At 62.1% G+C, this 21,504-nt stretch carries 26 protein-coding genes and 1 tRNA gene; 5 read left to right on the forward strand and 22 right to left on the reverse strand.

Going from position 1 to position 21,504, the window contains the following annotated elements:
• Nucleotides 1-94: 94 nt before the first annotated feature.
• From OK438_07065 to OK438_07110, 10 genes are read right to left on the reverse strand one after another with little or no spacing between them, the layout of a single operon-like run.
• Entirely contained in the window at nt 95-1,126 is a 1,032-nt protein-coding gene (locus tag OK438_07065; GenBank protein MDA4125187.1) for a polyprenyl synthetase family protein, read from the reverse strand.
• Nucleotides 1,127-1,134: 8 nt separating this feature from the next.
• On the reverse strand, nt 1,135-1,842 hold the full coding sequence (locus OK438_07070; protein MDA4125188.1) for an isopentenyl phosphate kinase: 708 nt from the start codon (nt 1,840-1,842) through the stop codon (nt 1,135-1,137).
• Nucleotides 1,843-1,865: 23 nt separating this feature from the next.
• The gene (gene mvk, locus OK438_07075) at nt 1,866-2,795 is read right to left on the reverse strand and encodes a mevalonate kinase (GenBank protein ID MDA4125189.1); all 930 of its coding nucleotides are present in this window, start codon (nt 2,793-2,795) and stop codon (nt 1,866-1,868) included.
• 2 nt (nt 2,796-2,797) lie between these two features.
• Complete coding sequence (amrB, locus tag OK438_07080; GenBank protein ID MDA4125190.1) at nt 2,798-3,640, reverse strand: AmmeMemoRadiSam system protein B; 843 nt, start codon at nt 3,638-3,640, stop codon at nt 2,798-2,800.
• Between the two features lie 33 nt (nt 3,641-3,673).
• On the reverse strand, nt 3,674-4,342 hold the full coding sequence (locus OK438_07085; GenBank protein MDA4125191.1) for a 30S ribosomal protein S2: 669 nt from the start codon (nt 4,340-4,342) through the stop codon (nt 3,674-3,676).
• A 16-nt stretch (nt 4,343-4,358) separates the two neighbouring features.
• Nucleotides 4,359-4,571 (reverse strand): DNA-directed RNA polymerase subunit N, encoded by a 213-nt coding sequence (locus tag OK438_07090; protein ID MDA4125192.1) that lies wholly within the window; start codon nt 4,569-4,571, stop codon nt 4,359-4,361.
• Between the two features lie 6 nt (nt 4,572-4,577).
• Nucleotides 4,578-5,024, reverse strand: coding sequence for a 30S ribosomal protein S9 (locus OK438_07095; protein MDA4125193.1), 447 nt, complete (start codon nt 5,022-5,024; stop codon nt 4,578-4,580).
• Nucleotides 5,012-5,452, reverse strand: coding sequence for a 50S ribosomal protein L13 (locus tag OK438_07100; protein MDA4125194.1), 441 nt, complete (start codon nt 5,450-5,452; stop codon nt 5,012-5,014). The genes OK438_07095 and OK438_07100 overlap by 13 nt, the downstream gene beginning before the upstream one ends.
• Nucleotides 5,442-5,795 carry a 50S ribosomal protein L18e gene (locus OK438_07105; protein MDA4125195.1) on the reverse strand — a complete coding sequence of 118 codons (354 nt, stop codon included), beginning with the start codon at nt 5,793-5,795 and terminating at the stop codon, nt 5,442-5,444. The genes OK438_07100 and OK438_07105 overlap by 11 nt, the downstream gene beginning before the upstream one ends.
• Entirely contained in the window at nt 5,792-6,430 is a 639-nt protein-coding gene (locus OK438_07110) for a DNA-directed RNA polymerase subunit D (GenBank protein MDA4125196.1), read from the reverse strand. The genes OK438_07105 and OK438_07110 overlap by 4 nt, the downstream gene beginning before the upstream one ends.
• A 191-nt stretch (nt 6,431-6,621) precedes the next feature.
• Here OK438_07110 and OK438_07115 point away from each other — a divergent pair, with 191 nt between their 5' ends.
• From OK438_07115 to OK438_07125, 3 genes are read left to right on the forward strand one after another with little or no spacing between them, the layout of a single operon-like run.
• Entirely contained in the window at nt 6,622-7,125 is a 504-nt protein-coding gene (locus tag OK438_07115; protein ID MDA4125197.1) for a 30S ribosomal protein S13, read from the forward strand.
• Between the two features lie 3 nt (nt 7,126-7,128).
• Nucleotides 7,129-7,698 carry a 30S ribosomal protein S4 gene (locus tag OK438_07120; GenBank protein ID MDA4125198.1) on the forward strand — a complete coding sequence of 190 codons (570 nt, stop codon included), beginning with the start codon at nt 7,129-7,131 and terminating at the stop codon, nt 7,696-7,698.
• 6 nt (nt 7,699-7,704) lie between these two features.
• Complete coding sequence (locus OK438_07125; GenBank protein MDA4125199.1) at nt 7,705-8,112, forward strand: 30S ribosomal protein S11; 408 nt, start codon at nt 7,705-7,707, stop codon at nt 8,110-8,112.
• Between the two features lie 3 nt (nt 8,113-8,115).
• Here the strand turns inward: OK438_07125 and OK438_07130 are convergent, their stop codons facing one another.
• On the reverse strand, nt 8,116-9,066 hold the full coding sequence (locus OK438_07130; protein ID MDA4125200.1) for a helix-turn-helix domain-containing protein: 951 nt from the start codon (nt 9,064-9,066) through the stop codon (nt 8,116-8,118).
• A 151-nt stretch (nt 9,067-9,217) separates the two neighbouring features.
• Between OK438_07130 and glmS the strand changes: the two genes are divergently transcribed.
• Both glmS and OK438_07140 read left to right on the forward strand, forming a co-directional pair.
• Entirely contained in the window at nt 9,218-10,984 is a 1,767-nt protein-coding gene (gene glmS / locus OK438_07135; GenBank protein MDA4125201.1) for a glutamine--fructose-6-phosphate transaminase (isomerizing), read from the forward strand.
• Nucleotides 10,985-11,021: 37 nt separating this feature from the next.
• Entirely contained in the window at nt 11,022-12,041 is a 1,020-nt protein-coding gene (locus tag OK438_07140; protein ID MDA4125202.1) for a deoxyhypusine synthase, read from the forward strand.
• Here OK438_07140 and OK438_07145 read toward each other — a convergent pair.
• From OK438_07145 to OK438_07195, 11 genes are all read right to left on the reverse strand, one after another.
• On the reverse strand, nt 12,031-13,314 hold the full coding sequence (locus OK438_07145; GenBank protein ID MDA4125203.1) for a lyase family protein: 1,284 nt from the start codon (nt 13,312-13,314) through the stop codon (nt 12,031-12,033). The two genes, OK438_07140 and OK438_07145, sit on opposite strands and share 11 nt — an antisense overlap.
• Complete coding sequence (locus OK438_07150) at nt 13,304-14,500, reverse strand: adenylosuccinate synthetase (GenBank protein MDA4125204.1); 1,197 nt, start codon at nt 14,498-14,500, stop codon at nt 13,304-13,306. The genes OK438_07145 and OK438_07150 overlap by 11 nt, the downstream gene beginning before the upstream one ends.
• A 19-nt stretch (nt 14,501-14,519) precedes the next feature.
• Complete coding sequence (guaB, locus tag OK438_07155) at nt 14,520-15,995, reverse strand: IMP dehydrogenase (protein ID MDA4125205.1); 1,476 nt, start codon at nt 15,993-15,995, stop codon at nt 14,520-14,522.
• Nucleotides 15,996-16,058: 63 nt separating this feature from the next.
• Nucleotides 16,059-16,179: transfer RNA gene (locus OK438_07160), tRNA-Ser, on the reverse strand.
• Between the two features lie 81 nt (nt 16,180-16,260).
• Nucleotides 16,261-17,274 (reverse strand): RNA-guided pseudouridylation complex pseudouridine synthase subunit Cbf5, encoded by a 1,014-nt coding sequence (locus tag OK438_07165; GenBank protein ID MDA4125206.1) that lies wholly within the window; start codon nt 17,272-17,274, stop codon nt 16,261-16,263.
• On the reverse strand, nt 17,252-17,812 hold the full coding sequence (locus OK438_07170) for a cytidylate kinase family protein (protein ID MDA4125207.1): 561 nt from the start codon (nt 17,810-17,812) through the stop codon (nt 17,252-17,254). The genes OK438_07165 and OK438_07170 overlap by 23 nt, the downstream gene beginning before the upstream one ends.
• 16 nt (nt 17,813-17,828) lie before the next feature.
• A complete protein-coding gene (locus OK438_07175) occupies nt 17,829-18,719 on the reverse strand; it encodes an EMC3/TMCO1 family protein (protein ID MDA4125208.1) in 891 nt (296 codons plus the stop codon).
• Nucleotides 18,716-19,285, reverse strand: coding sequence for an adenylate kinase (locus tag OK438_07180; GenBank protein ID MDA4125209.1), 570 nt, complete (start codon nt 19,283-19,285; stop codon nt 18,716-18,718). Before OK438_07180 ends, OK438_07175 begins: the two co-directional genes overlap by 4 nt.
• A 4-nt stretch (nt 19,286-19,289) precedes the next feature.
• Nucleotides 19,290-20,717 (reverse strand): preprotein translocase subunit SecY, encoded by a 1,428-nt coding sequence (secY, locus tag OK438_07185; protein ID MDA4125210.1) that lies wholly within the window; start codon nt 20,715-20,717, stop codon nt 19,290-19,292.
• Nucleotides 20,718-20,737: 20 nt separating this feature from the next.
• On the reverse strand, nt 20,738-21,139 hold the full coding sequence (locus OK438_07190) for a 50S ribosomal protein L15 (protein ID MDA4125211.1): 402 nt from the start codon (nt 21,137-21,139) through the stop codon (nt 20,738-20,740).
• Between the two features lies 1 nt (nt 21,140).
• Nucleotides 21,141-21,500, reverse strand: coding sequence for a 50S ribosomal protein L30 (locus OK438_07195; GenBank protein MDA4125212.1), 360 nt, complete (start codon nt 21,498-21,500; stop codon nt 21,141-21,143).
• Nucleotides 21,501-21,504: the final 4 nt, after the last annotated feature.

Raw genomic sequence — 21,504 nt, forward strand, 5'->3', positions numbered from 1 at the left:
CCGACCTCTGCCTTTCCACCGTGCTTTGTGGCGTTCAGCAAGGCCCCTTCCTCGATGGAGGAAAGGACCTTCTCGGACAGCTGCGGCTTCTTGTCTACCATTCCCGCTCTACTGCGAAGCGGGCGAACTGCTCGAGGAGCGCAGCGGCGTCCTTGTCGCCCGTCCACCTGATGCTCTTCAGTGTCCCCACGGCCTCCTTCATCAGCTCGTAGGCCCTCTTCCGGGCGTAGCCCACGGCGTCGTGGCTTTCCACCAGGGAGAGGATGTAGGCGATGTCGTCGGGGGTCTTGTCGGCCCTCTGCTTGTTCATTATGGCGATTATCTTCTTCCTCTCGGAGGGAGAGACGCTCCCGAGGAGGTGCAGGAGGATCAGGGTCCTCTTCCCCTCGAGGACGTCGTCAGATTTCGCCTTCCCGTACTTCTCCTGGTCTCCGACCAGGTTCAATGCGTCGTCCTGGATCTGGAATGCGACCCCGAGCTTCAGGCCGAAATCCTTGAGCTTGTCCAGGACAACGTCGTCAGAGCCGGCGACTATCGCGCCCAGCCTGCAGGGGCTCGCGACCGTGTACCACGAGGTCTTCCTCGTGCACATCTCATAGTAGTCCGACTCCTTCAGGTCCCACCTCCTGTTCTGCACCCAGCCCAGCTCCATGTGCTGCCCCTCGGTGGTCGCGTTGACCATCCGCGAGAACTCCTCGATGACCGTGACAGCGGCCTCGTGGCCGAGCTTCACCTTGTTGAGGGCGAGCGCCTCCCACATCCGGGCGTGGAGGGCGTCCCCGGTGTTGAGCGCGAGGGCCTCGGAGTACTTCTTGTGGAGCGAGGGCTGGCCCCTTCTGAGCTCCGACCCGTCCTCGATGTCGTCGTGAATCAGAATCCAGTTCTGGAAGAGTTCGATGCAGGCGGCGGTCAGCAGGGCGTCCCCCTCGGTCCCTCCCCCGGCCCTGCAGGTGGTGACGCAGAGGAAGGGCCTCATCCCCTTCGCCGGGCGCGAGGGATAGTCCCGCATCATCTTGTAGAGCAGGTCCACCTCCCTGATCGGGCTCGACTCCGGCAGGATCTGGTCGAGGATCAGCCGGTCGACCGCTGCCTTCACTCGCTTCATTTCCTCCTGAAGGTCGGACAAGGCCTGGCTCAGGACCTGACTACTGTCCCGTAGAAATCGAGTCCCTTGAGCGCCTTGGAGAACTCGTTGCGCCTGTAGCCGGAGACGAAGCAGACCTTGGCCCCCAGAGAGGCCGCCCTGGCGGCGACCTCCAGCTTGAGCCTTATCCCCCCGGTGGCGTCGTCCCCGGTCGGGACCTGCATCTTCCGGATCTTCGATGGGGTGAGCTCGGGGATGATGACCCTGGTGTTTTCTTCGTACACGCCGTCGACGTCGAGAGAGAAGACGCACCTATCCGGTTTGAGCACCCTGACCAGGTCGAGGACCATGAGGTCCCCCGACAGCACCTTGAAGCCTCCCGGGGACGGAACGACGTCTCCGAAGGTCACCGGGGTCATCCCCGCCTTCAGGAGTCCTCGCAGCCACTGGGCGAACTTGGCCTTCCCGGACCTGGCGACTGCGTCGAAGGGAGAGAACGCGTAGGGGTTGAGCTTGTACTCGACCATGGTCTTGCAGACGAGGGCGTTCAGTTCGTACATGGCCGCCCTGGTCTTTGACACCCCCGCGGCGCTGGAACCAGCGGCGTCGGAGGAGAGGCCGCTCTGCTTCGCGACCACATGACCGAAGGACCCTCCACCGTGGACGAGGACGGCATCCTCGCCCGACGAGGCTATCTCCTCGGCGAGGGCGGAGACGACGTCGGGCCTGTATGAGAAGGGCTTGGACTTGTCCGTGATGACCGAGCCCCCCAGTTTGACTACTACTGTTCTAGCCAGCTCTTGACGCCCCCCGTGGGAACTACCGCTCTGAAGGTCTCAAAACCCCGCGCCTTTAGCCCCGAGATTATCCTTTTTTCCTTTCCTTCGGGCGCCACTGAAACGACGCTTCCGCCCCCTCCTGCCCCCGTCAGCTTGGCGCCGTAGCTGCCCAAGGAGAGCGAGAGGTCCACCAGCCTGTCGAGAGACTCGTTCGAAACCCCCAGGGTCGAAAGGACTGCGTGGTTGAAGTTCAGGAGCCTCCCCAGCCCCTTGATGTCCCCCGCGGCCAGCCTTCCTGCAGCCATCAAGCTGACCTCGCTGGCGGCCTCGGTCAGGCCGTCGAAGAGGCTGGGGAAGGACTCCTTCACGCTCGAGACCCGGGAGATCTGCCTCTTCGTGCTTCGCCTCTTGCCAGAAAATGAAACCAACAGGGTCCTAGTTCCCTTGAATGCCACCTTCTTCGGGGCCTTCCCGCGTCTGAAGAGGATGACGCCGCCGAGGGCGCAGATGGCAGGGTCGACCCCCGAGGGTCTGCCGTGGATCTCCTGCTCCCCGACCATGGAAAGTCGGACGAGCTCCCCGGGGCCGAGCTTCAGAGAGCGAAAGCGTGCGAGTGCGGACGCTACGGCGACCATGGTGGAGGCAGATGAGCCAAGCCCTGCCCCCTCCGGTATCTGCGAAGCGATCGACACCTTGAGCGCCGGACTGAAGGAGAACTCGCGGGCCATGGCCTCGACCAGGGCAGAGACGGGCGTCAGGGCCCGGGCGCCTGCCCCCTGGAACCTGTCCGAGACGACCCTGAAGGCGCTGGATTCGCGCACCTCGACCCTCACCTTCTTCGGGAGGGCGGCAGCGAGGGCCCAGGCGCCGTGGACGACGAAGTGTTCTCCCGTTATGATTGCCTTGGAGGGGGCCTCAGCGATGGATTTCATGGCTACACGAACCTGAGGGACCCGTAGCCGACCACTTGGCTGTTGTCCCCCGTGGTGTCGCCGCTGCTTGCGTACTTCAAGAGCTCGCCCCTGCGGAGTCCGAGTGCAAGGGAGGCCTCCATCACGGTCGCGATGGGGCCGTAGCCGCAGGCGGTGACCTGGAGCCGCTCGAGGGTGGCGTAGAACGCCTCGGAGTCCATCCTCACGATCGAATCGAGGAGCTCGGCGTCCTTCTTCCTTGCGACGTCTGCCGGCTCGTAGTGGGTTAGGTCCGAGGACGCCACCAGGACCGCCTTCCTTCCCCCAACTACGTTGACGATGGCGGAGGCGACCTCCTTGGCGGTGTCTGGGTCCTGGAACAGGAGCGATATGGGGAGAAAGGGGACGGAATCCCCGTAGATCTCCTGGAGGAAGGGGAGCTGGACCTCAAGGGAATGCTCGAGCCGCTGGGCCTCCGGGTCGAATGCCACCGCCTCCGACGACCGGGCCAATTGCGCAGCCGATTCCGAGTCGACCTTCATCCTTCCAAGGGGGGTCTCCCACTCGCCCTCCCTGAAGGTCGACACACCGCTCCCGATTCCGTAGTGGTTTGGGGCCACCACCACTATGAGGTTCGGGTCACTGAGCGAAGAGACGTGCAGGAAGCTGTGGGCGGCCACCGGTCCCGAGTACTCGTAGCCGGCGTGAGGTGACACGACTGCGACCACCTTCGCCCTGCCGGCCGGGGCCGGGGGGAGTCTGCCCGGACCGAGGGGGTGGAGGTAGCAGTCCCCTATCATGGCTGAAAGCTCAGACTTCTTAGAAGGATAGAATGAACCCGCGACGGCAGGTTTCCTTACGGCCAACGGCAGGCCGCCGCCGCTGGGAGGCGGATAAGTCTACTCGAGAATCTCTTGTTCTGGTTCTTCTTCGATCTTCGTCTCGAAGTCCTCGATGGAGTACTTCATGGGCTGGTCGGCGTTCAGCTGCCCCGCGTGTACGAGGGTGGCCCGTGCGAGCATCCAGAAGATGGCGGCTATGGCCTTTCGGCCCCTGTTGTTGCCGGGTATCACCAGGTCGATGTCGTCGGTTATGTTGTCAGTGTCGCAGATCGCGATGATCGGGACCCCCTGGCTCCCTGCCTCGACTATCGCCTGGGTGTCCGACATAGGGTCAGCGACCACGACGAGTTCCGCGTCGAGGTGCCCGGGGTAGAGAGGGTTGGTGAAGGTGCCGGGCATGAACCTGCCTATCCGAGCCATGGCACCTGTCAGCTCGCAGAACTTCTCGACGGCGACCGACGCGTGCTCTCGGCTGGTGTAGACCACGGTGTTCTGGGCGCCGGCGTGGGCGATGAACTTTCCAGCGATGTCGATCCTCTCGAAGGTCTTGGCGTCGTCGATCATGTGGAGGCCGTCGGGCCTCGGGCGGGTGGTGAAGATCTCCATGGTCTTGGTCCGGACCGGGGTCCCGATGCGGATTCCAGTCGCGATGAGCGCCTTCTCGCTGAGCCCCGGAGCGACCATCTTGTCCGGCGACCCAGCTTCGTCGTCTTCGAACTGTGACATTGTGAGTCCCCCAGGCCTACTGCAGGTCTGCCTTCCTGCTGAAGAACGGGAGGACCTGGTCGATCACGTCGACGGAGGAAATGAGCATGCGGCGGCAGCAGTACCTCTTGAGCCCCAGGGCGTCGAGCACCTTGGCCGGGTCTTCCCCGTCCTTGACCCTGGACTGGAAGGAGGCGAACTTGTCCCCGATCTGGTTGCCGCATGTGAAGCATCGGATTGGTATCATCATTTCTGGTTACCTATACGATTTTTGCCGTTTGCGTCTAGCACCTGGGCCGCCAAACTTCTTCGGTTCCGCTTGTCGCGGGTCACCCGATAGCAGGTATTTATTGTATGCATTCATCTTGTCCCTGAATTCGTTTCCTCTGACCTGGTCGACATATGCCCGCGCGATTGCCATCGCCGCCGCGTCAGCCTGTCCCATGAAGCCTCCCCCCGAGACGCTCACGTCCACGTCGTACTTCTCCCGGAGTTCTCCGACGACAGCGACAGGGCCCATGAGATGCAGTCTCGCAACCTCTGGCTCCCACATCTCGACCGGGATGCCGTTGACCCTGACCCTCCCTGCGCCGAGCTTGATGGCGGCAGTCGCCCTCGACGTCTTCCTCGCACCGGAGTACAGCTTGGGGCCCTTCTTGACCGGGACCTTCGGAGTGGGGTTCACCATGTCTACTCGTTCCACCCGAGCGTCTTGGACAGCTCCCTCATCGTAACGTAGGTGGGGATGGGGCGGGCCGCCTTCGAATCCTCAAAAACTGTGTACTTGGCCCCCTGCGCTCCTGCGGGGACACCGATGTGGACCCTGAGCCTCTTCATCGCAACTGCGCCCTTCGGCTTCTTCCTTGGGACCATCCCTCTGACCATCCTTCTCAGGATGTTGTCGGGCCTTCGGGGGTGGAAGGGCCCGTAGATCGGGTTCACCCTACTGGAGATCTCGAGCTTCTTCTGCCATTCCGTGACGACAGACTCGCGGCTGCCGGAAATCAGGGCCTTCTCTGCGTTCACGACTATCACCCTCTTGCCGTTGAGCAGGAGCTTGGCGACCTTGGAGGAGAGCCTCCCTGCGATCTGGTTCGTGGCGTCCACGTACACCGTGCTTTCACTGGACAAGCATGACACCGCTTCCCTTCGGGTATTTCTTGAGGAACTGTTCGACTGTCAGGGCAGAACCGCCGGAGGATTCGAGCTTGGCCTTCGCACTCGCAGAGAAAGCGAAGGCGCCGACGACCAGCTTCTTGTCGACCAGCCCGGAGCCGAGGACCTTGCCTGGGACAAATAGGGCGCTCCCTTCGCCGGCGAGCCTGGAGAGCCGTCCAAGGTTCACTTCGACTGTGGTGCTGTGCGGCCTCGAGAGCATTCGCGAAGCAGTCTCCCATATTGGGGCTTTGTACTCCTTCCCCGCCCGCTCGAGCATCACGGAGATATGCCTGTGAAGCGGGTTCGAGGAAGTCACTGAGCCGCACCTCCGACCGAGACCTGGATTTCCTTGAGCTTCTTCTCGAGGAGTTCGATGGCCTTGAGGACGATCGTCCTGGCCGGGAGGCCCCCGGCGGATTCGACCATCAGGTTGAAGGTCCCTTCGGTCTTGCCGTCCGTAAGGACCGCCACTGTGCAGGGCTGCCACTTCGCATGCTCCTTCCCCTTGCCCAGCCTGGCGTAGGCTTCCAATTTCACCGACTGGCCCATGGCGAGCTTGACCAGGGGTATGGTCTCGCTGACCGGCCTGATCTCTCTGTCTTCGGAGACCAGGTCCCCGGAGTTGACGATCGAGACCTTTTCCTTCCCCTTGGCGTCGAGCACGAAGAGTACCCTGCACTTGTGGCATCCGAGGGGGTTGCCGCAGTCGCAGTCCTCGGGAAGGTTGTACCTCTCGAGGTCGGTCTTGATCGGAATCATCCCCAGCCTGTGCGCCAGGATCTCGTCGTAGAGGACGGAGGAGTTCTCGAGGATCACAACGTCGTCGATGGCCATGGCAGGGACCTCCGAGATGCAGAACCGCCTGACCGCGTTGGCATAGGACCGGTCTATCCCCTCCAACTGAAGGGTCACAGACTCGTCGCTGTCTGCCAGCACCTTTACCTTAACCAATGACCACACCCACTAGATTGCTATGCATGCCCATGAAGCGTCGCGTTTCGAACTTCGCGATTGACTTGAGGTTAAAAAGTTTTAGAGGCATCGGAGGGGATTCCGCGACGTCCCGACCGGATTCGGTTTCGGATTTTTCACATGAGAGCGCCCAAACCTTATAACCTTAGAGCAGTGGGCTGGTCAAGAATATGTCGACCCCCGCCGAATTCAGGCACTTGGTCAGGCTGGCCGGGAGAGACCTGGACGGCAGCAAGAAGCTGAACGTGGCCCTTTCCGACCTCAGGGGGGTGGGCTTCAATTTCGCTAACATCGTCACTAGGAGGCTTCAGATCGACCCGAGGGTCAGGCTGGGGACTATGACCGAGGAGCAGGTGAAGGAGGTAGAGCGGGCCATCCAGAGCGTTTCGACGTCTTCGCTCCCCCAGTGGTACTACAACAGGAGGAAGGACCCGTACACAGGGGAGACGAAGCAGCTGCTGGGCTCGGACCTGGACTTCGTAATCAAGGGGGACGTGGACGGTGAGAAGAACCTCCAGAGCTGGAAGGGGATCAGGCATGGCCTGGGGTTGAAGGTGAGGGGCCAGAGGACCCGGACCACCGGCAGGAAGGGGAGGACGGTGGGGGTCAGGAAGGCAGCCCTCATCGCAGCCGCGAAGGAAGCCGGCAAAGAGAAAGACAAGGAAGAGAAGTAAGACTTGGGAGACCCGAAGAAGGCCCGGAAGCAGTACAGCAGGCCCAGGAGCCCCTGGAGGGCCGACCAGCTGGCCCAGGAGCTGTACCTTCTTGGGACCTACGGTCTACGAAACAAGAGAGAGCTTTGGAAGGCCCAGACCCAGCTGAGTTCGGTCAGGAAGCAGGCCAGGACGCTGCTGGCCGCGACGGAACAGGTCAGGCTCAGGGAGGAGAAGAAGCTCCTCGACAGCCTGCACAGGCGGGGTCTGGTCTCCGAGGGCGCGACCCTCGACGACATCCTGAGCCTCACAGTCGAGGACTCCCTGTCAAGGAGGCTGCAGACCATGGTCTTCAAGAAGGGGATGGCGGTCTCGCCCCTGCACTCGAGGCAGCTTATCGTCCACGGTCATATCATGATTGGAAAGAGCATAATCACGATTCCAGGCTACGAGGTGGGCCACGGGGAGGAGGGAGGGATCTCCCTTGTTTCGGGTCGGGAGCCCGCGCCGGCTCCGGAAGTCCAGCCTCCGGCCGAGGAGAAGGTTGAGGAGAAGACCGCGACGGTGACTGAGACGCCAGCGGCGTCCGAGTGATAGAGTTTGGCATCAGAAGAGGAGATTGCAAATGACCGTTGGGGTGTAGTCCATATCTATTCGTCCTATAACAACACGATAGTCCACATAACCGACCTGACTGGGGCGGAGACGATCTCCTTCTCGTCCGGGGGCAGGCATGTGAAGGCTGACAGGTTCGAATCGTCCCCATACGCTGCGATGCGGAGCGCCTCGGCTGCCGCGGACGTGGCGAAGACGAAGGGGATCAACGCTGTCCACATCAAGGTCAGGGCCGTCGGCGGAACCGGGCCGAGGACCCCCGGGCCCGGAGCCCAGGCAGCCATCAGAGCCATAGCCAGAGCAGGCTTCAGGATTGGGCGGATCGAAGACGTGACACCGATTCCTCACGACACTACTCGGAAGAAGGGCGGCCGCAGGGGAAGAAGGGCCTAGGCCTCAGGCCTGCCGCAGCACTTCTACAGAATCGACTTTTCCGTCTCCGTCCTTGTCGGTCCCGCGTAGCAGGCATGAGTATTCGCCCGACCTGTACTTCTCGAAGAGCAGTGAGGCGTGGTTGCTGATGCCTATGATCGCGGCCTTGGTGCCCGCCCCGGTGAGGCCGGCCGCGAGGACGCAGGTCGCTTCCTTGTTCCAAGGGTTCCGGACCTTCTCCACCACGCAGTCGAGGTCCGAGCTGTAGGACCTCCCCCTTTCGTCGACGATCGAACTCCAGAACCCCTCCTGCTTGAACCGGAATCTGAGGTAGGGGTTGAGCTCCTCGGCGACGAGGTTTGTCCTAGGCCCCCCGACCACGATGAGGTTGGACCCCAGCAGCTTCTCCGCCTTGAGGTCCACGTCCAGCTTGACCGGGAAGCCAGTCGGTAGGGACACGAACTGTCCTAGGGCGAACCCCAGCTGGACTGCGTAGTGCCCGTCTCGCGCCTGGGTCCCGCTCGCGCCGTGCTGAAGTGGAGACCCCACCACTATCCAGCCGTCGAGCCTGCCGTCCATGACGAATTCCTGGAAGAAGTTCCCGAGGGACTTGGACCTCCTTGCGGACTTCAGCGTGGGAATCGGCTCCCCCTTCACAGGGAACTCCACTGCATAGCCATCAGAAGCCAGGGCGAAGCGGTTGGCCACCCCTCCGCGAATCGATTGGCTGCCGACGCGGACTATCAGGCCTGCCCTCTCCAGCCTGCCCATGTGGTAGTAGACCGTCTGGTGATGCGTCTTAAGTGATCTGGCGACCTCCGCAGGGTACCTGGGGCCAGAGGCGAGTAGGACAAGGATCCTTTGGCCGAACTTCCCGGACGCTGCCTTGAAGGCGTCTGGCCGCTCTGAGACGAGGACTCGCTTGGCGGTCCTCTCGGACGCGTCGGGGTCGAAGAGGAATTCTTCCTTGTGCAACCACCCTTCGTGGCCGCGACCACTAAAAAACGTTTTTGCATGGTGGGATTCCTGTCTTGAGCGCTTCAGTTCGAAGCGTGCAAGGAAGTCCCTGCACGGTAAACTAAAGCCCTTGTCGGGACTTAATACCGCCCCGGACGCCTCGTTGGTCGTGTGCGGGATAATCGGTTGCGTGGCCGAGGAGCCTGTCGCCGGGATACTCCTTGACGGATTGAGGAGGGTGGAGTACAGGGGATACGACTCGGCCGGAATGGCGACCATAGGCAACGGCAAGCTCAGGGTCAGGAAGGGAGCTGGGAGGATCAGCGAGATCGAGGGACGCAAGAAGCTCTCCGAGCTAGGCGGGAGCATCGGTATGGCCCACACCAGGTGGGCTACCCACGGCGGCGTCACCGACAGGAACGCCCACCCTCAGACGTCCTGCGGGGATACGGTGGCAGTCATCCACAACGGAATCATCGAAAACTACCTTCCACTGAAGAAGAGGTTGGGGGCGAAGGGGCACGCGTTCAAGAGCGAGACCGACACGGAGGTGATCGCCCATCTTATCGAGGACGAGTACAAGAAAGCCAAGGACCCCCTTGCGGCCACGGTCACAGCGACCAAGAAGCTGAAGGGACAGTATGCGATAGCGGTGATGTTCCAGGATAGGCCAGACGTCATCATCGGGGCCAGAAAGGATGCGCCCCTGGTCATTGGCATCGGGAACGGGAAGATGTTCATCGCAAGCGACGTCCTCGCATTCATCGAACACACGGACAGAACCATCTTCCTCGACAATCACGAGGCGGTGGAAATCACGAAGGACAGGGTGAAGATTGTGGGACCAGGAGGAAGGGAGGTCAGGCGCAAGCCCACCCAGGTCGCCTGGGAGCTTTCCGACCTCTCGAAGGCTGACTACGCGCACTACACCCTGAAGGAGATCCACGAACAGCCCCAGACGGTGGTCAGCGCGTCCGTGCAGGAAGCTGGAAAGATAGCTGAGTTCGCGGCGGCCATCAGGGGGGCGAAGTCGCTCTTCATCGTTGCCTCGGGGACCAGCTACCACTCGGGACTCCTGATGAAGTTCAGGCTCAACCAGGAAGCGGGCATAAGGTGCGACGCGGTGGTGGCAGGGGAGCTGCGCGAGAACTCCGCCTTCCTGATCAGGGGGTCGGTGGTTGTCGCGATTTCGCAGAGCGGTGAAACAGCCGACCTGCTGGAAGCGGTGAAAGTATCGAAGAAGAGGGGCGCGAAGGTGTTGTCAATCGTCAACGCTGGCGGGTCGACACTCGCCCGGGAGAGCGACCTGGTGCTGCTCCTGAACTGCGGACCCGAGGTGGGGGTAGCGGCCACGAAGAGCTTCACTGCACAGGTTGTCGTCGCGAACCTAGTGGTGGACGCTGTCCTCGGCAAGAAGAGGTCGAACGGGGTGCAGGATCTCTCGGAGGGGGTGAAGAAGGCCCTCGAATGCGAGGACCAGATCAAGGAACTAGTGGCAAGGTACAAGGACAGGTCGGACTTTTACTTCGTCGCTCGGGGGTACAATAGTCCGGTCGCGCTGGAAGGGGCACTAAAGCTGAAGGAGCTCTCCTACATACATGCAGAGGGGATGCCGGCCAGCGAGCTGAAGCACGGGACCCTGGCGCTCATCGAGAAAGGGACCCCCGTGGTCGTGATCAACCCGTCGGGGGAGGCCCACGCTGACTCCCTGTCGGCGGCCGAGGAGTTGAAGGCAAGGGGGGCCGACGTCATCGGGATATCGGACGTGAAGGACGATGTCTACAGGTACTTCGTTCAAGTGCCGAAGGTCCCGCCCAAGTTCACGCCAGTGGTGGAGGCGATTCCGCTGCAACTCCTTGCCTATCATTTCGCGGTCGCCAAGAGGAACGACCCGGACTACCCGCGCAACCTCGCGAAGTCCGTCACTGTCAAGTAAGGCAAAGGAATTAAGCAGATTTCCTGGCACGACTGACGTGGTATCAAGGAAGGAAGTCCTTTCGAAGCCGGTCGCGACGATTCAGGTGGGCAAGAAGAGCATCTCCCGTTTATTGCGCGAGATGGCTCAGACTGGGTTCCAGGGGAAGAAGCTCGGGGAGGTGGCAAACATCTGGGCGGAGATGGCGCGCCAGAAGGACCTCACCGTATTCCTGGGGCTGACCGGCTCGCTCAGCACGACAGGGCAGTGGAAGATCATCAGATGGCTGATAGAGAAGAGATACGTCGACGTTCTTGTAAGCACCGGGGCGAACATCTCCGAGGACATCCTCGAGGCGCTCGGGTACCACTACTATCAGGGGACCTGGCTGGCTGACGACGAGGAGCTCCTAAGGCTCAAGATCGACAGGTTCTACGACGTATACGCGGACGAGTTTCAGTATCGCAAGCTCGAGAACACAATCTACAAGTTCGCGAACACACTCGACGAGCGCAAGATCTACTCCACCCGGGAGTTCCTGCACCAGTTCGGCGAGTACCTTTCGAAGAAGGGAATAGACAGCATAGTCGCGGCTGCCTACGAAGCGGGGGTCCCAATCTATTCGCCGGGACTCATCGACAGCGGGTACGGTGTGGCCCTGAGCCTCCTCCGGAGACAGAAGGGGAAGCTGATCAGGCTGGACCAGACCAAGGACATGGAGGAGCTTGCGCAAATTGCGGAGAGGACAAAGCGGACGGGGGTCGTATACCTGGGCGGAGGGGTCCCCAAGGACACCATCCAGCTCTCTACCATAATCAAGTCCCTGGACAAGGGAGGGAAGGAGGAGACTCCCCACGAGTACGCCATTCAGATCACTGCCGACAGCCCCCAGTGGGGAGGTCTGTCCGGGTGCACCCTAGAAGAGGCGGTCAGCTGGGGGAAGATAGCGGCCGGTGCGAAGAAGGCGACGCTCTACTCGGACATCACCCTGGCGCTTCCGATCGTGGTCCACGCCCTCAACGAGAGGGTCGAGAAGAGAAGCTACCCGCCGGACCTGGACTGGGTCTTCAAGCTCTAGGGCGCAGAAGGTCGGACACGACCTTCGGACAGGCCTCGGCGAGCCTGGGGGCCTCCCCCAGGTAGGACTCTGGGTCTTTCAGGAAAGGGACGAAGACCCCCTTCTTGACTGCGGCACTGACCCTTTCGTATCCTGATTCGTCGCCTCGGAGGCGAAGTGAGACCTGTTCGGCCTCGGCGAGGACCTCTGGGTGCCCAAGGAGTTCCTGCCTCATGAACTTGGCCTCGACCTTCATCGAATCCAGGGAGGCGCTGAGCCTCGAGGAAGCGACGAGCGAATGGGCAAGGGCCTGGCCCACCATCCTCCTGATCACTGAGTCGGAGAGGTCGCGCTGCATCCGGGTGAGCTGGAGCCTGTAGGCCATCATGGTCAGAAGGGAGTTGGAGACCTCGACCTGCCCTTCGGCGTTTTCCAGGTCGACGGGGTTCACCTTCTGTGGCATCGTGGAGGAGCTGACCTTGCCCGGGCGCGTGAAGTGGACGTAGTCGAGGGCCTGGTAGAGCCAGAGGTCCCGGGAAAGGGAGAGGATCAGCTGGTTGATGTTCACAACGCAGTGCAGGATGTCCGAGAGCCTTTCTCCGGGGACGACCTGGGTCGAGTATGCGGCTGGTTCTACCCCCATGCTAGCAACGAATTCGCCGAGGACCCTTGGCCAGTCCTTGGCGCCCATCAGAGAGAAGGATGCGAAGGTGCCGACCGCCCCGGAGAACTTGGCCATGGGCCTCAGAGAAGAAAGGAGGGAGACCCTCTCGGCAATCCGCACCGCGAAGATTGCCAACTCCTTCCCGAATGTCGTAGGGACGGCAGGCCTGCCGTGGGTCCGGGCAAGCATGACTGTCCTCGCCTGGTCCCTGGCCATGGCCGCGAGCTCTCGGGCGAGAGCGGAGTAGGCCGGGATGAGGACCTTCTGTAATGCTGACTTCAGCAAGAGGGCGAAGGCCAGGCTGTTGGTGTCCTCGCTCGTGAGCCCGAGGTGGACGTAGGGTCCGAGGCGGACTGACTCCGAGTCCTTCAGCGAATCCCGGATGTAGACTTCGACCGCCTTGACGTCGTGGCCGACCCGCCCTTCGATGGCTTTCAGCTTCTCCAAGGAGACGTTGAGCCTGGGGACCCTGGTTCTGGGCGCGACGCCGAGCCTTACCAGAAGGGAGAGGTACGCGAGCTCCACGCTGACCCGCTCCTGGTTCAGGGCCCCTTCAGAGAAGTAGGCGGCGAGGGGCTCAGCCTCGCGTCGGTATCTTCCGTCTATCGGAGAGATCGCATCATAGCTCAATGGTTCTCGAACGCTCCTCACCATGGGAGACAAGGGTGACAGTAACCGCGAGCTCTCGCTCCAGGTAGTCCACGAACTTCTTCCCTTCGACCGGGAGCCCCTGGTCGTACTTCGCGCCGTAGAGGGAGAGGGGGGACTCGAGCACGGGTTCGACGCTCTCAAGATGGGAGAGGGAGCGCTGGAAATCTGTCGTCTCCGAGCCCTGGTCCTTGTAGGCCACGCAGACCTTGAAGTCCTTCACCTGAGAGAGGACGTCGAGCTTCGAGATTGCGACGTTCTTGACTCCGTTCAGCCGGATGGCGTAGCGGAGCGCGACCAGGTCGATCCACCCGACCCTCCGCGGCCTGCCCGTGGTGGCCCCGTATTCGTTCCCAGCGGACCGGATCAGCTCGGAAGTCGCGTCGCTGAGCTCGGTGGGGAAGGGGCCCGAGCCCACCCGGGTGGTGTAGCATTTCATCACCCCGAGGGCCTCCCCTGCTTCGGCTGGGGGGATCCCCAGGGCAGCAGGGATGTAGCTGACGATCGTGTGCGAGCTCGTGACGAAGGGGTAGGAGCCGTGGAGGATGTCGAGCAGGGTCCCCTGGGAGGCCTCGAAGAGGACGGAACCACCTCCCCTCCCGATTTCTGAGATGCGGGAAGAAACGTCCCCCACCAGCCCCGAGAGGAGTCGTTTGGATTCCTCGACCCACGAGATCAGCCCGGCGGAATCGATGCCGAGGCGCCCGTAGAACTGGGAGAGGGCCCGGGTGTCGAACCCCTCCATCAGGTCGGAGACGCGGGGAGCGAGGCGCAGGGCCCTGAGGGCGTAGGCCGGGCCTATGCCGCGCTTTGTGGTCCCTATGGCCCCGGAGCCCCGCTGCTCCTCGAGGGAGGCGTCGTACTGCCTGTCAAGCGGAGAGACCAGGGTGCAACGCCCGTCGACGACCAGGCTGGCCCTGACCTTGTCGGGGAGGAGGGAGAGCTCCTCTTTGAGGATGGCTGGGTCCAGGGCGACCCCTGCCCCGATCAGGAGCTGCTTGCTTTTCAGGGCGCCGGACGGGATGAGGTGGAAGGTGTGCTTGCTGTCTCCTATCACGACGGTGTGGCCGGCGTTGCTACCGCCGTTGAAGCGGGCGACGGCGTCGAACCCACCCGCGAGGTAGTCCACCAGCTTGCCCTTGCCTTCATCCCCCCACTGAAGGCCCACGACGGAGAGGTTGGCCGTATCAGACTACCTTCTGGATGTCATGGGGGAGGCTTTCCTTGACGCCGGCCGCCGTTATCCTCATGAATTCGGCCTTCCTCTGCAGCTCGCCTATGTTGCGGGCCCCGGAGTAGCTCATCCCCGAGCGGAGGCCACCCACGAGCTGCTTGACCACTTCGTCCACCCTCCCCTTGTAGGGGATGAGGCCCTCGACCCCCTCGGGGACGCTTTCTTCGATCACCTCTTCGATCAGCTCCGCATCATTGGACCTGCGGGCTCCTCCTTCCCTGATGCGCCTGTCCACGCCGGCAGTGAGCGATGCCATGCCCCGGGTGAGCTTGTACCTGACCCCCTCCCGGAGTATGGTCGGGCCCGGGCTCTCTTCCGTGCCGGCGAAAAGGCTCCCTATCATGACTGTCGAGGCACCTGCGGCCAGGGCCTTGGTGACGTCTCCCGGGTTCCTGACCCCGCCGTCCCCGACCACCGGGACGTCATACTCGCGTGCCGCCTTCGCGCTGTCCATGATCGCAGTGAGCTGGGGGACACCCGACCCGGTGACCACCCTCGTCACGCAGATGGACCCCGACCCCACGCCCACCTTGATGCCGTCGGCACCGGCTTTGATGAGGTCGCGTGCGCCCTTCGTCGTGGCTACGTTGCCGGCCACGACCTGGACGTCCCCGAACTCTTTCCTGATCATCCTTAGAGTGTCGATGGCGTAGGTGGAGTGCCCGTGGGCGATGTCCACCACCAGGGCATCTGCCCCCACCTCGAGGAGCCTCTCGGCTCGCTTGATGTGGTCTCCCTTCACGCCTATGGCCGCCGCCACCCTGAGGCGTCCCTTCGAATCCTTCGTCGCCGAGGGGAACTGCCTCCGCTTCATGATGTCCTTCGACGTTATCAGGCCGGACAGCCTGCCCGCCCTGTCCAGGAGGGGGAGCTTCTCTATCTTGTGAGAATGAAGTAGCTTCCTGGCAGCTTCGAGGGACACCCCCCGGGCGGCAGTGACCAGGTCCTTCCTCGGGGTCATGACGTCCCTGAGCTTTCTGTCCATCTGGTCTTCGAGGGTGATGTCCCTCCTGGTGACCAGGCCGAGGACCCTCCTTCTTTCGTCGACTATGACGATGCCTCCGATGTCCTGCTCTCCTATGGCGTCCCAGGCGTCCCTGACCGTCTTCTCAGGACCGAGGGTGAACGGGTCCTCGATGACTACGCTCTCCGAGCGCTTGACCCTGAGCACTTCGGAGACCTGGACTTCTAGGGGGAGGAACCTGTGGATGACCCCGATTCCGCCTCCCCGTGCCATTGCGATGGCCATGGCCGACTCCGTGACTGTGTCCATGTTGGCGCTGATAATGGGGACGCTCAGCGCTATTTCGCGAGTGAACCTTGAGGTCGTGTCCGCGTCGCGCCTGGATTTTACGTTGGAGAATTTGGGAACTAGAAGAACATCGTCGAAAGTGAGGCCGATTCTCGCTTCCTGATCGGAACCCTTCACTTGACTTCGCCAAGCTCATTGGGTTAATAGTGTTTGCGGGGCTTCAAGATGTCACGAAGAGAATGGCGCCGGGAGTGGGATTTGAACCCACATCCCGCTTTCGCGAGACAGGCTCACTTGCCCTTCTGGATTCCAGGCGTACGCTGACTAAGGTCTGCGCCCTACCAGATTAGGCGACCCCGGCACAACTCCCCCTGAATTCGCGGCTTAAATGTCCGTGAAGACGATTGAAGAGGCCAGGTGGAAACGCGAAGGCGACGGCTGTTCAGGCTGCCTTCGGCTTGGCCTTGCTCTTCCAGAGCTTCGGGTAGGTGCCTGCCTTCATGATCACCCGCTCGGTGGTGCAGCTCAGGCCCTTGTGAAGGGAGCGCATCTCTTCCGTCGTGAGGAGAGCCTTCCCTATGGCGACCAGCTCCCCCTTCGAAGACATCAGCGCGAGGGTGTCGTCCTTGGAAATCCCTTCGGACACGGAGAGGATTCCGGGGATCCCCAGGCGCGCGCCATGGCAAATGGCGTCCACCGCAGAGTCGCGGACCACGATCCTGTCAATCGAACCCAGCGAATCCTCGATGGGCTTGACGATGGACCTCAGACCGGATTCGTCGCCGCTGCGGAGCTTGTACATGGCGTCGCTCAGCTGGTGCAGGTTGGAGAAGCCGTCGCTCTCCACGAGGGGCCCCACCTTGGTCCTGCGGAGTTCCACCATGGTGGCCCCGACCTCCAGGACCTCCCCCATGTCGTAGACGAGCTTCCTGATGTAGGTCCCAGACTGACAGAGGCAGCGGAACAGGTGGAGGTTTCCCTTGCCCTCGGCGAGGCTCAGCTCGTAGATGGTCCTGCTTCTGACCTGCCTACTGACCGAGGAGCGCTGCGGGGGCCTCTGGAATATCTCCCCGGTGAACTCCTTCACTACTGCGCCGAGTTTCTTCGCAGGGACTGAAGAATGGATCCGCAGCACGCCCCAGTACTCCTTCGGGAACTCGAGGAGGAGGCTCAGGGCCTTGGTGGCGTGCCCCAGGCCGATGGGGAGGAGGCCCGAGACCGGGGGGTCGAGGGTCCCGCTGTGCCCCGCCTTCTCGACGCCCAGCATCTTCCTGACCCAGGCGACCACCTCGTGGCTCGTGGGACCGCGGGGCTTGTCGAGGGCGATGAGGCCGTACTGGAGCATCACGTCGACGGGGCGGGACCTGGGTTCCCAGCCGTGTTCGGGGTCGGCATCCTCCTCGTCGAGGACGACCATCCTCGGAGACCGGAACCTAGTCTCTTCTGCTTTTGACATACTCAAGGATTATCCGCGCCACCCTGGACTCGTCTATGCGTTCCGTGTCCACGACGAGGTCGAAGGGCTTCAGGTCTTTGCCGAACTCGATCTGGTAGATCTTTCTGTAGAGCTTGTAGTTCTCGAAATCTCGGACCGAGAGGACCTTCATACACTTCGACAGAGAGATTTGGTCCCTCTTCGCCATCCTGGCCGCCCTGCTTCTGACCGACCCGGACAGCCACACCTTCAGGCCGCCCTTCGAAAGCCAAGGCAGAGGGTAGCTGGTTATCACCACGTCTCCCTTCTTCGCCTTCTGCAGGAGCCTCGCGTCCACCTCCCTATCGAAGTCCGACGAGCGCTTCCTCTCCTCCAGGAACTTCATCCCCTCGCCCTTGTCCCACCAGTCCTCTCCTCCAGGGGTGTACCCCTCCTCAACCGCCATCTCCTTGAGGACGTCCCCGCCCCCGACGGTCGGGACCCCGAGGTCGGCCGCAACCATCTTCGAGACAGTTGTCTTTCCTACGGCGGGCATCCCTGAGATGATGATGGCTTTCATGGCAATGACCGTGAGCCTAGGTTGTGGTGTGCAGGAGCTTGGTCAGCAGGCTCGAAGCGGTGAACGAGCTGATCAGATACCACCAGAAGAGGACCATGGCCCCGGTCGGACCGACCAGGAAGGGGATAGGGATCGGGGAGTGCGCGACCGCCACGTTGAACCCGCCGAGGAAGTTGGCCATCAGGTAATAGACTCCGAGCAGAGGGACGAATGTGACAGCAGTCACCTTCAGCCTGGCGGTGGAGACCTTGGTCTGGGCCTGCCTCATCGGAAGCTCTCTCTTCTTTATCTTCTCCAGCCTCGCCTTGTCGTTTGCCAGGGTCGCTTCTCGCTTCTCCTTGTTGAAGGCCGCGACTTCAGCCTTCATCCGCCTTTCGGCGTTGAGGTCCACGAGCCTGCGCGTCGCCAGCTGCGTCACGAGGCCGAGGGTGACCGAGGTCAGCGTTACGAGGTAGGTCGACTCCGGGATCGATATCGAAGGGACGGTGAAGGTGGAGGAGGCGGAGTTGGTGCCGTCGGTGACGAGGACGTGGTGGGCCCCGGAGCTCGAAGCTGGGACCCGGAAGTTGCACCCCGGAATCAAGCCGGTCGAATCAGTCCTGCAGGTCCCGCTGAAGGCGACCTGGTTGCCGTCGTAGATCACCGTTACGTTTCGGCCGGCCAGGAAGCCAGACCCGGAGACCTCGACCAGGGCGTTGGAGCTGTCTGAAGATGGGCTCAGGGAAACTGCGGCTGCGCCCGAGCCCTGGGTGGCAGTCGTAGTGACAGTGGCGGTCGTCTGGGCGAATACTGGGGCAATCCAGCCCAGGGCCACGACCAGGAGGAGGATGATGGCGGCCAGGGAGGAGCTCGAGGCCCTGTCCGACGGAAGGGTCCTGCCCTGTCTGTGCATCTGCGAACGGGTCATTTGGCCGCCCTCAACAACCCTGCGATTCTCCTCGCAGTGGCATCGGCTTTCCCTGCGGAGTTTCTGAAGGCGAACATGGGCGCGCCGGTGATGGTCGACACCACAGCAAGGAAGGTGCGGGCAAGCTCCAGCTCCTCTTTGACCTCCTCCACCGCGATCTTGTCCCTGTACCTCTTTGTGTCAGTGGCCCTGCGAGAAAGGATCTCCTCCGGGGCCGCTTCGATCAGGACCAGGTGGGTTGGTTTGAGTGCCCTCGCGACGTCGAAGGGTAACCCCGGCCAGAATCCCTCTTTCGTCCTGATGAAGAGGTGGGTGTCGACCAGGACCGAGGGGTGGGTCATCCTCGAGATCCTTGAGGCGGCCATAGTCTGGAGCTGGTTCTGCTTCACGACGGGAAGCTTCCGCAGCTCGTCCCGGTCCTTGATCCACTTCCGCTTCTTCCCTTCCTCGAGCATGACTGTGCCGAAGGTGACGAGCTCGGCCCCCTTGAGAAGAGACCTGACCCTCTCCACCACGGTCGTCTTCCCGACCCCGGCAATTCCGACGACCACAACCCTCAGGGACACCGGTCTACCCTGCCCCTATCAGCCCGGCAAGGGCCGGCGATATCTCTTCCACCTGCTCCTTCAGGAGCATCTGGTAGTACTGGAGCACTATGTCCACCATCAGCAGGATGCCTATGCCTGTGCCGAAGACCCCGAACAGGTCTGACACGCCGGCGACAAGGCCGATCAGAATTCCCCCTATGATGGTCAGGGTGGGTATGTACCTGTTCAGCACCTGCTCGATCGAGAGCCCCGTCCTGCGGAACCCTGGGACCTGGACGTTGGCGTCCATCAGGTTCTTGGCGACGGCCCTCGGATTCAGGCCGCCTATTTCGACCCAGAGCCTGGCGAAGAGGACCGCCATTCCAACGAGATAGAAGAGGTAGATGAGGGAGTGAATTGGGTCTGCGACGGTCGCATTAACCCCCTGGGGGGCGGTGATGTAGTACACAAGCCCGCCGTTCGGGTAGGAGGACTGGGTACCGTTGACCGGGGCGGGCCAGGTGCCAAGGTAGTTCAACCATGAGTTGCTGGAACTCCCGGCATAGTTGTACAGGATCCTCGTGAAAAAGGTGACGTTCGCCCCGAGAGCAGAGACCAGGATGACGGGGATGTTCGAGACGTAGAGGAGCTTGATTGGATAGACTCCCTGGAAGCCCCTGTACTTGATGGAGGTGATGGGGAGCTCGACCCTGATGCCCTCGATGTATACTAGGACGAGGAGCATGACCAGGGTGAGGGTGAAGGTCAAGAGGCTCGGGTATCTGTACCCCCTGATCACGATGTCCGGGAGGGTGTGGGTGAAGAATGAGCTGATGAGGGCGGGGATGAAGCCGAATATCTCCGTCGTCGTAGATGTGGCGCGGACTGTGAAGGGGGAGAAGGTGTACCACATGACGGTCTGGCAGACGCCGGCGAGGATGAAGAGGCTGACCCCGCTGCCGATCCCCCATCCCTTCTGAATCATCTCGTCTAGGAGCAGGACGAGCACGCTCGCGATGAAGAGCTGGACGAAGATGACCAGCTCCTGGTTGCCAGTCAGGACCCCGAGGGCCCCGCCCAGGATGTAGGCCAGCGACTCTCCAACGATTACGATGAACGTCAGGAACTTCGTCGATGAGCCGAAGATGGCCCTGTCTGCGGGGTTGCTCATGTCGAGCTTGATGATGTCGCTGCCGACGAGGAGTTGGAGTATTAGACCGGACGTGACGATGGGCCCGATGCCCAGTTCCATGAGGGTCCCCTGGGTGGACGCGAAGACGACCCTCAGGAACGCGAGCTGGTCCTGCTGGTGGCCTGGCCCACCGAAGCCGAAGAGCGGGGTCGTGGCCATGACAAGGTAAGCGATTAGGGCCAGGCCAGTCCAGATGAACCGCTCGTTGAGGCCAGGCTTGCGTTCGGGCTTCGGAATCTCGGGAAGGACAGTCCCTACGCTCTTGATGAACTCGCGCATCGATGCCAATTGAAGAGGCCTTACTCCTCGAGTGCTACCTTTCCGCCCGCGGCCTCTATTTTAGCCTGAGCATTCTTGGTTATTGAGGCGACCTTGACCTCGTAGGCGCCCTTGACGCTTCCCGAGCCCAGCAGCTTCTGTATGCCCAGTGAGGAGAGGTCCACTGACTTCCCCTTGGCGAGCGAGTCGAGGTCCCCGACGTTGATCACATGGGTCGGCTTCAGGTAGTAACTTGGAGGCCGGAACGGGTCCCTGCCGAAGTGGTCGGGGTCGTTCTGGATCATCCAGCTCCACTTGTGCTTGTGCAGGCCTGCGTTGCCGTGGCCCCCCCTGCTTCCGGAGTGGCGATGCTGCCCTATCTGCCCGTAGCCGTGGGTCCTCATGCCCCGATAGCGCCTGCTCTTCCGGACTCTGGTCGGCATGCTAGACCATCCTCTTCACAATGTCTGCCAGCTTGGGGTTGCTCCCCAGCATCCCCCTTTCCGTGTACTGCCGCCTCATGGACTGCTTGAAACCCCCCCTCGGAGGGGCGAGCCGGAAGAAGGGCCTGATCCCTTCGACTGCCGAGAGGCGCATCCCTTCCTTCAGCATCTTCTCCGCCAGGTCTTCTGGCTTCTTGAAGCCCAGGGCCTTCAAAGCGGCGGCGTCCAGGCCCTTGGTCGTGCTGACCATCCCGCGCTTCTTCAGGAGGGTCGCCAGCAGGTCGGCGTCCACGGGGGCCCAGGCCACGTGGTCCTTGCAGAGCCTGAGCATCCCCAGGGTGGAAGCGTCGTCGGGGACCACCGAG

This window comes from Nitrososphaerota archaeon (assembly GCA_027887005.1).
GTDB lineage: Archaea > Thermoproteota > Nitrososphaeria > Nitrososphaerales > Gagatemarchaeaceae > UBA183.

Coding starts and splice junctions, on each gene's coding strand:
- mvk (MDA4125189.1), bottom strand. CDS start 2,795: ATGAAATCCATCGCTGAGGCCCCCTCCAAGGCAATCATAACGGGAGAA.
- OK438_07085 (MDA4125191.1), bottom strand. CDS start 4,342: ATGTCACAGTTCGAAGACGACGAAGCTGGGTCGCCGGACAAGATGGTC.
- OK438_07090 (MDA4125192.1), bottom strand. CDS start 4,571: ATGATGATACCAATCCGATGCTTCACATGCGGCAACCAGATCGGGGAC.
- OK438_07115 (MDA4125197.1), top strand. CDS start 6,622: ATGTCGACCCCCGCCGAATTCAGGCACTTGGTCAGGCTGGCCGGGAGA.
- OK438_07165 (MDA4125206.1), bottom strand. CDS start 17,274: ATGTCAAAAGCAGAAGAGACTAGGTTCCGGTCTCCGAGGATGGTCGTC.
- OK438_07170 (MDA4125207.1), bottom strand. CDS start 17,812: ATGAAAGCCATCATCATCTCAGGGATGCCCGCCGTAGGAAAGACAACT.
- OK438_07175 (MDA4125208.1), bottom strand. CDS start 18,719: ATGACCCGTTCGCAGATGCACAGACAGGGCAGGACCCTTCCGTCGGAC.
- secY (MDA4125210.1), bottom strand. CDS start 20,717: ATGCGCGAGTTCATCAAGAGCGTAGGGACTGTCCTTCCCGAGATTCCG.
- OK438_07190 (MDA4125211.1), bottom strand. CDS start 21,139: ATGCCGACCAGAGTCCGGAAGAGCAGGCGCTATCGGGGCATGAGGACC.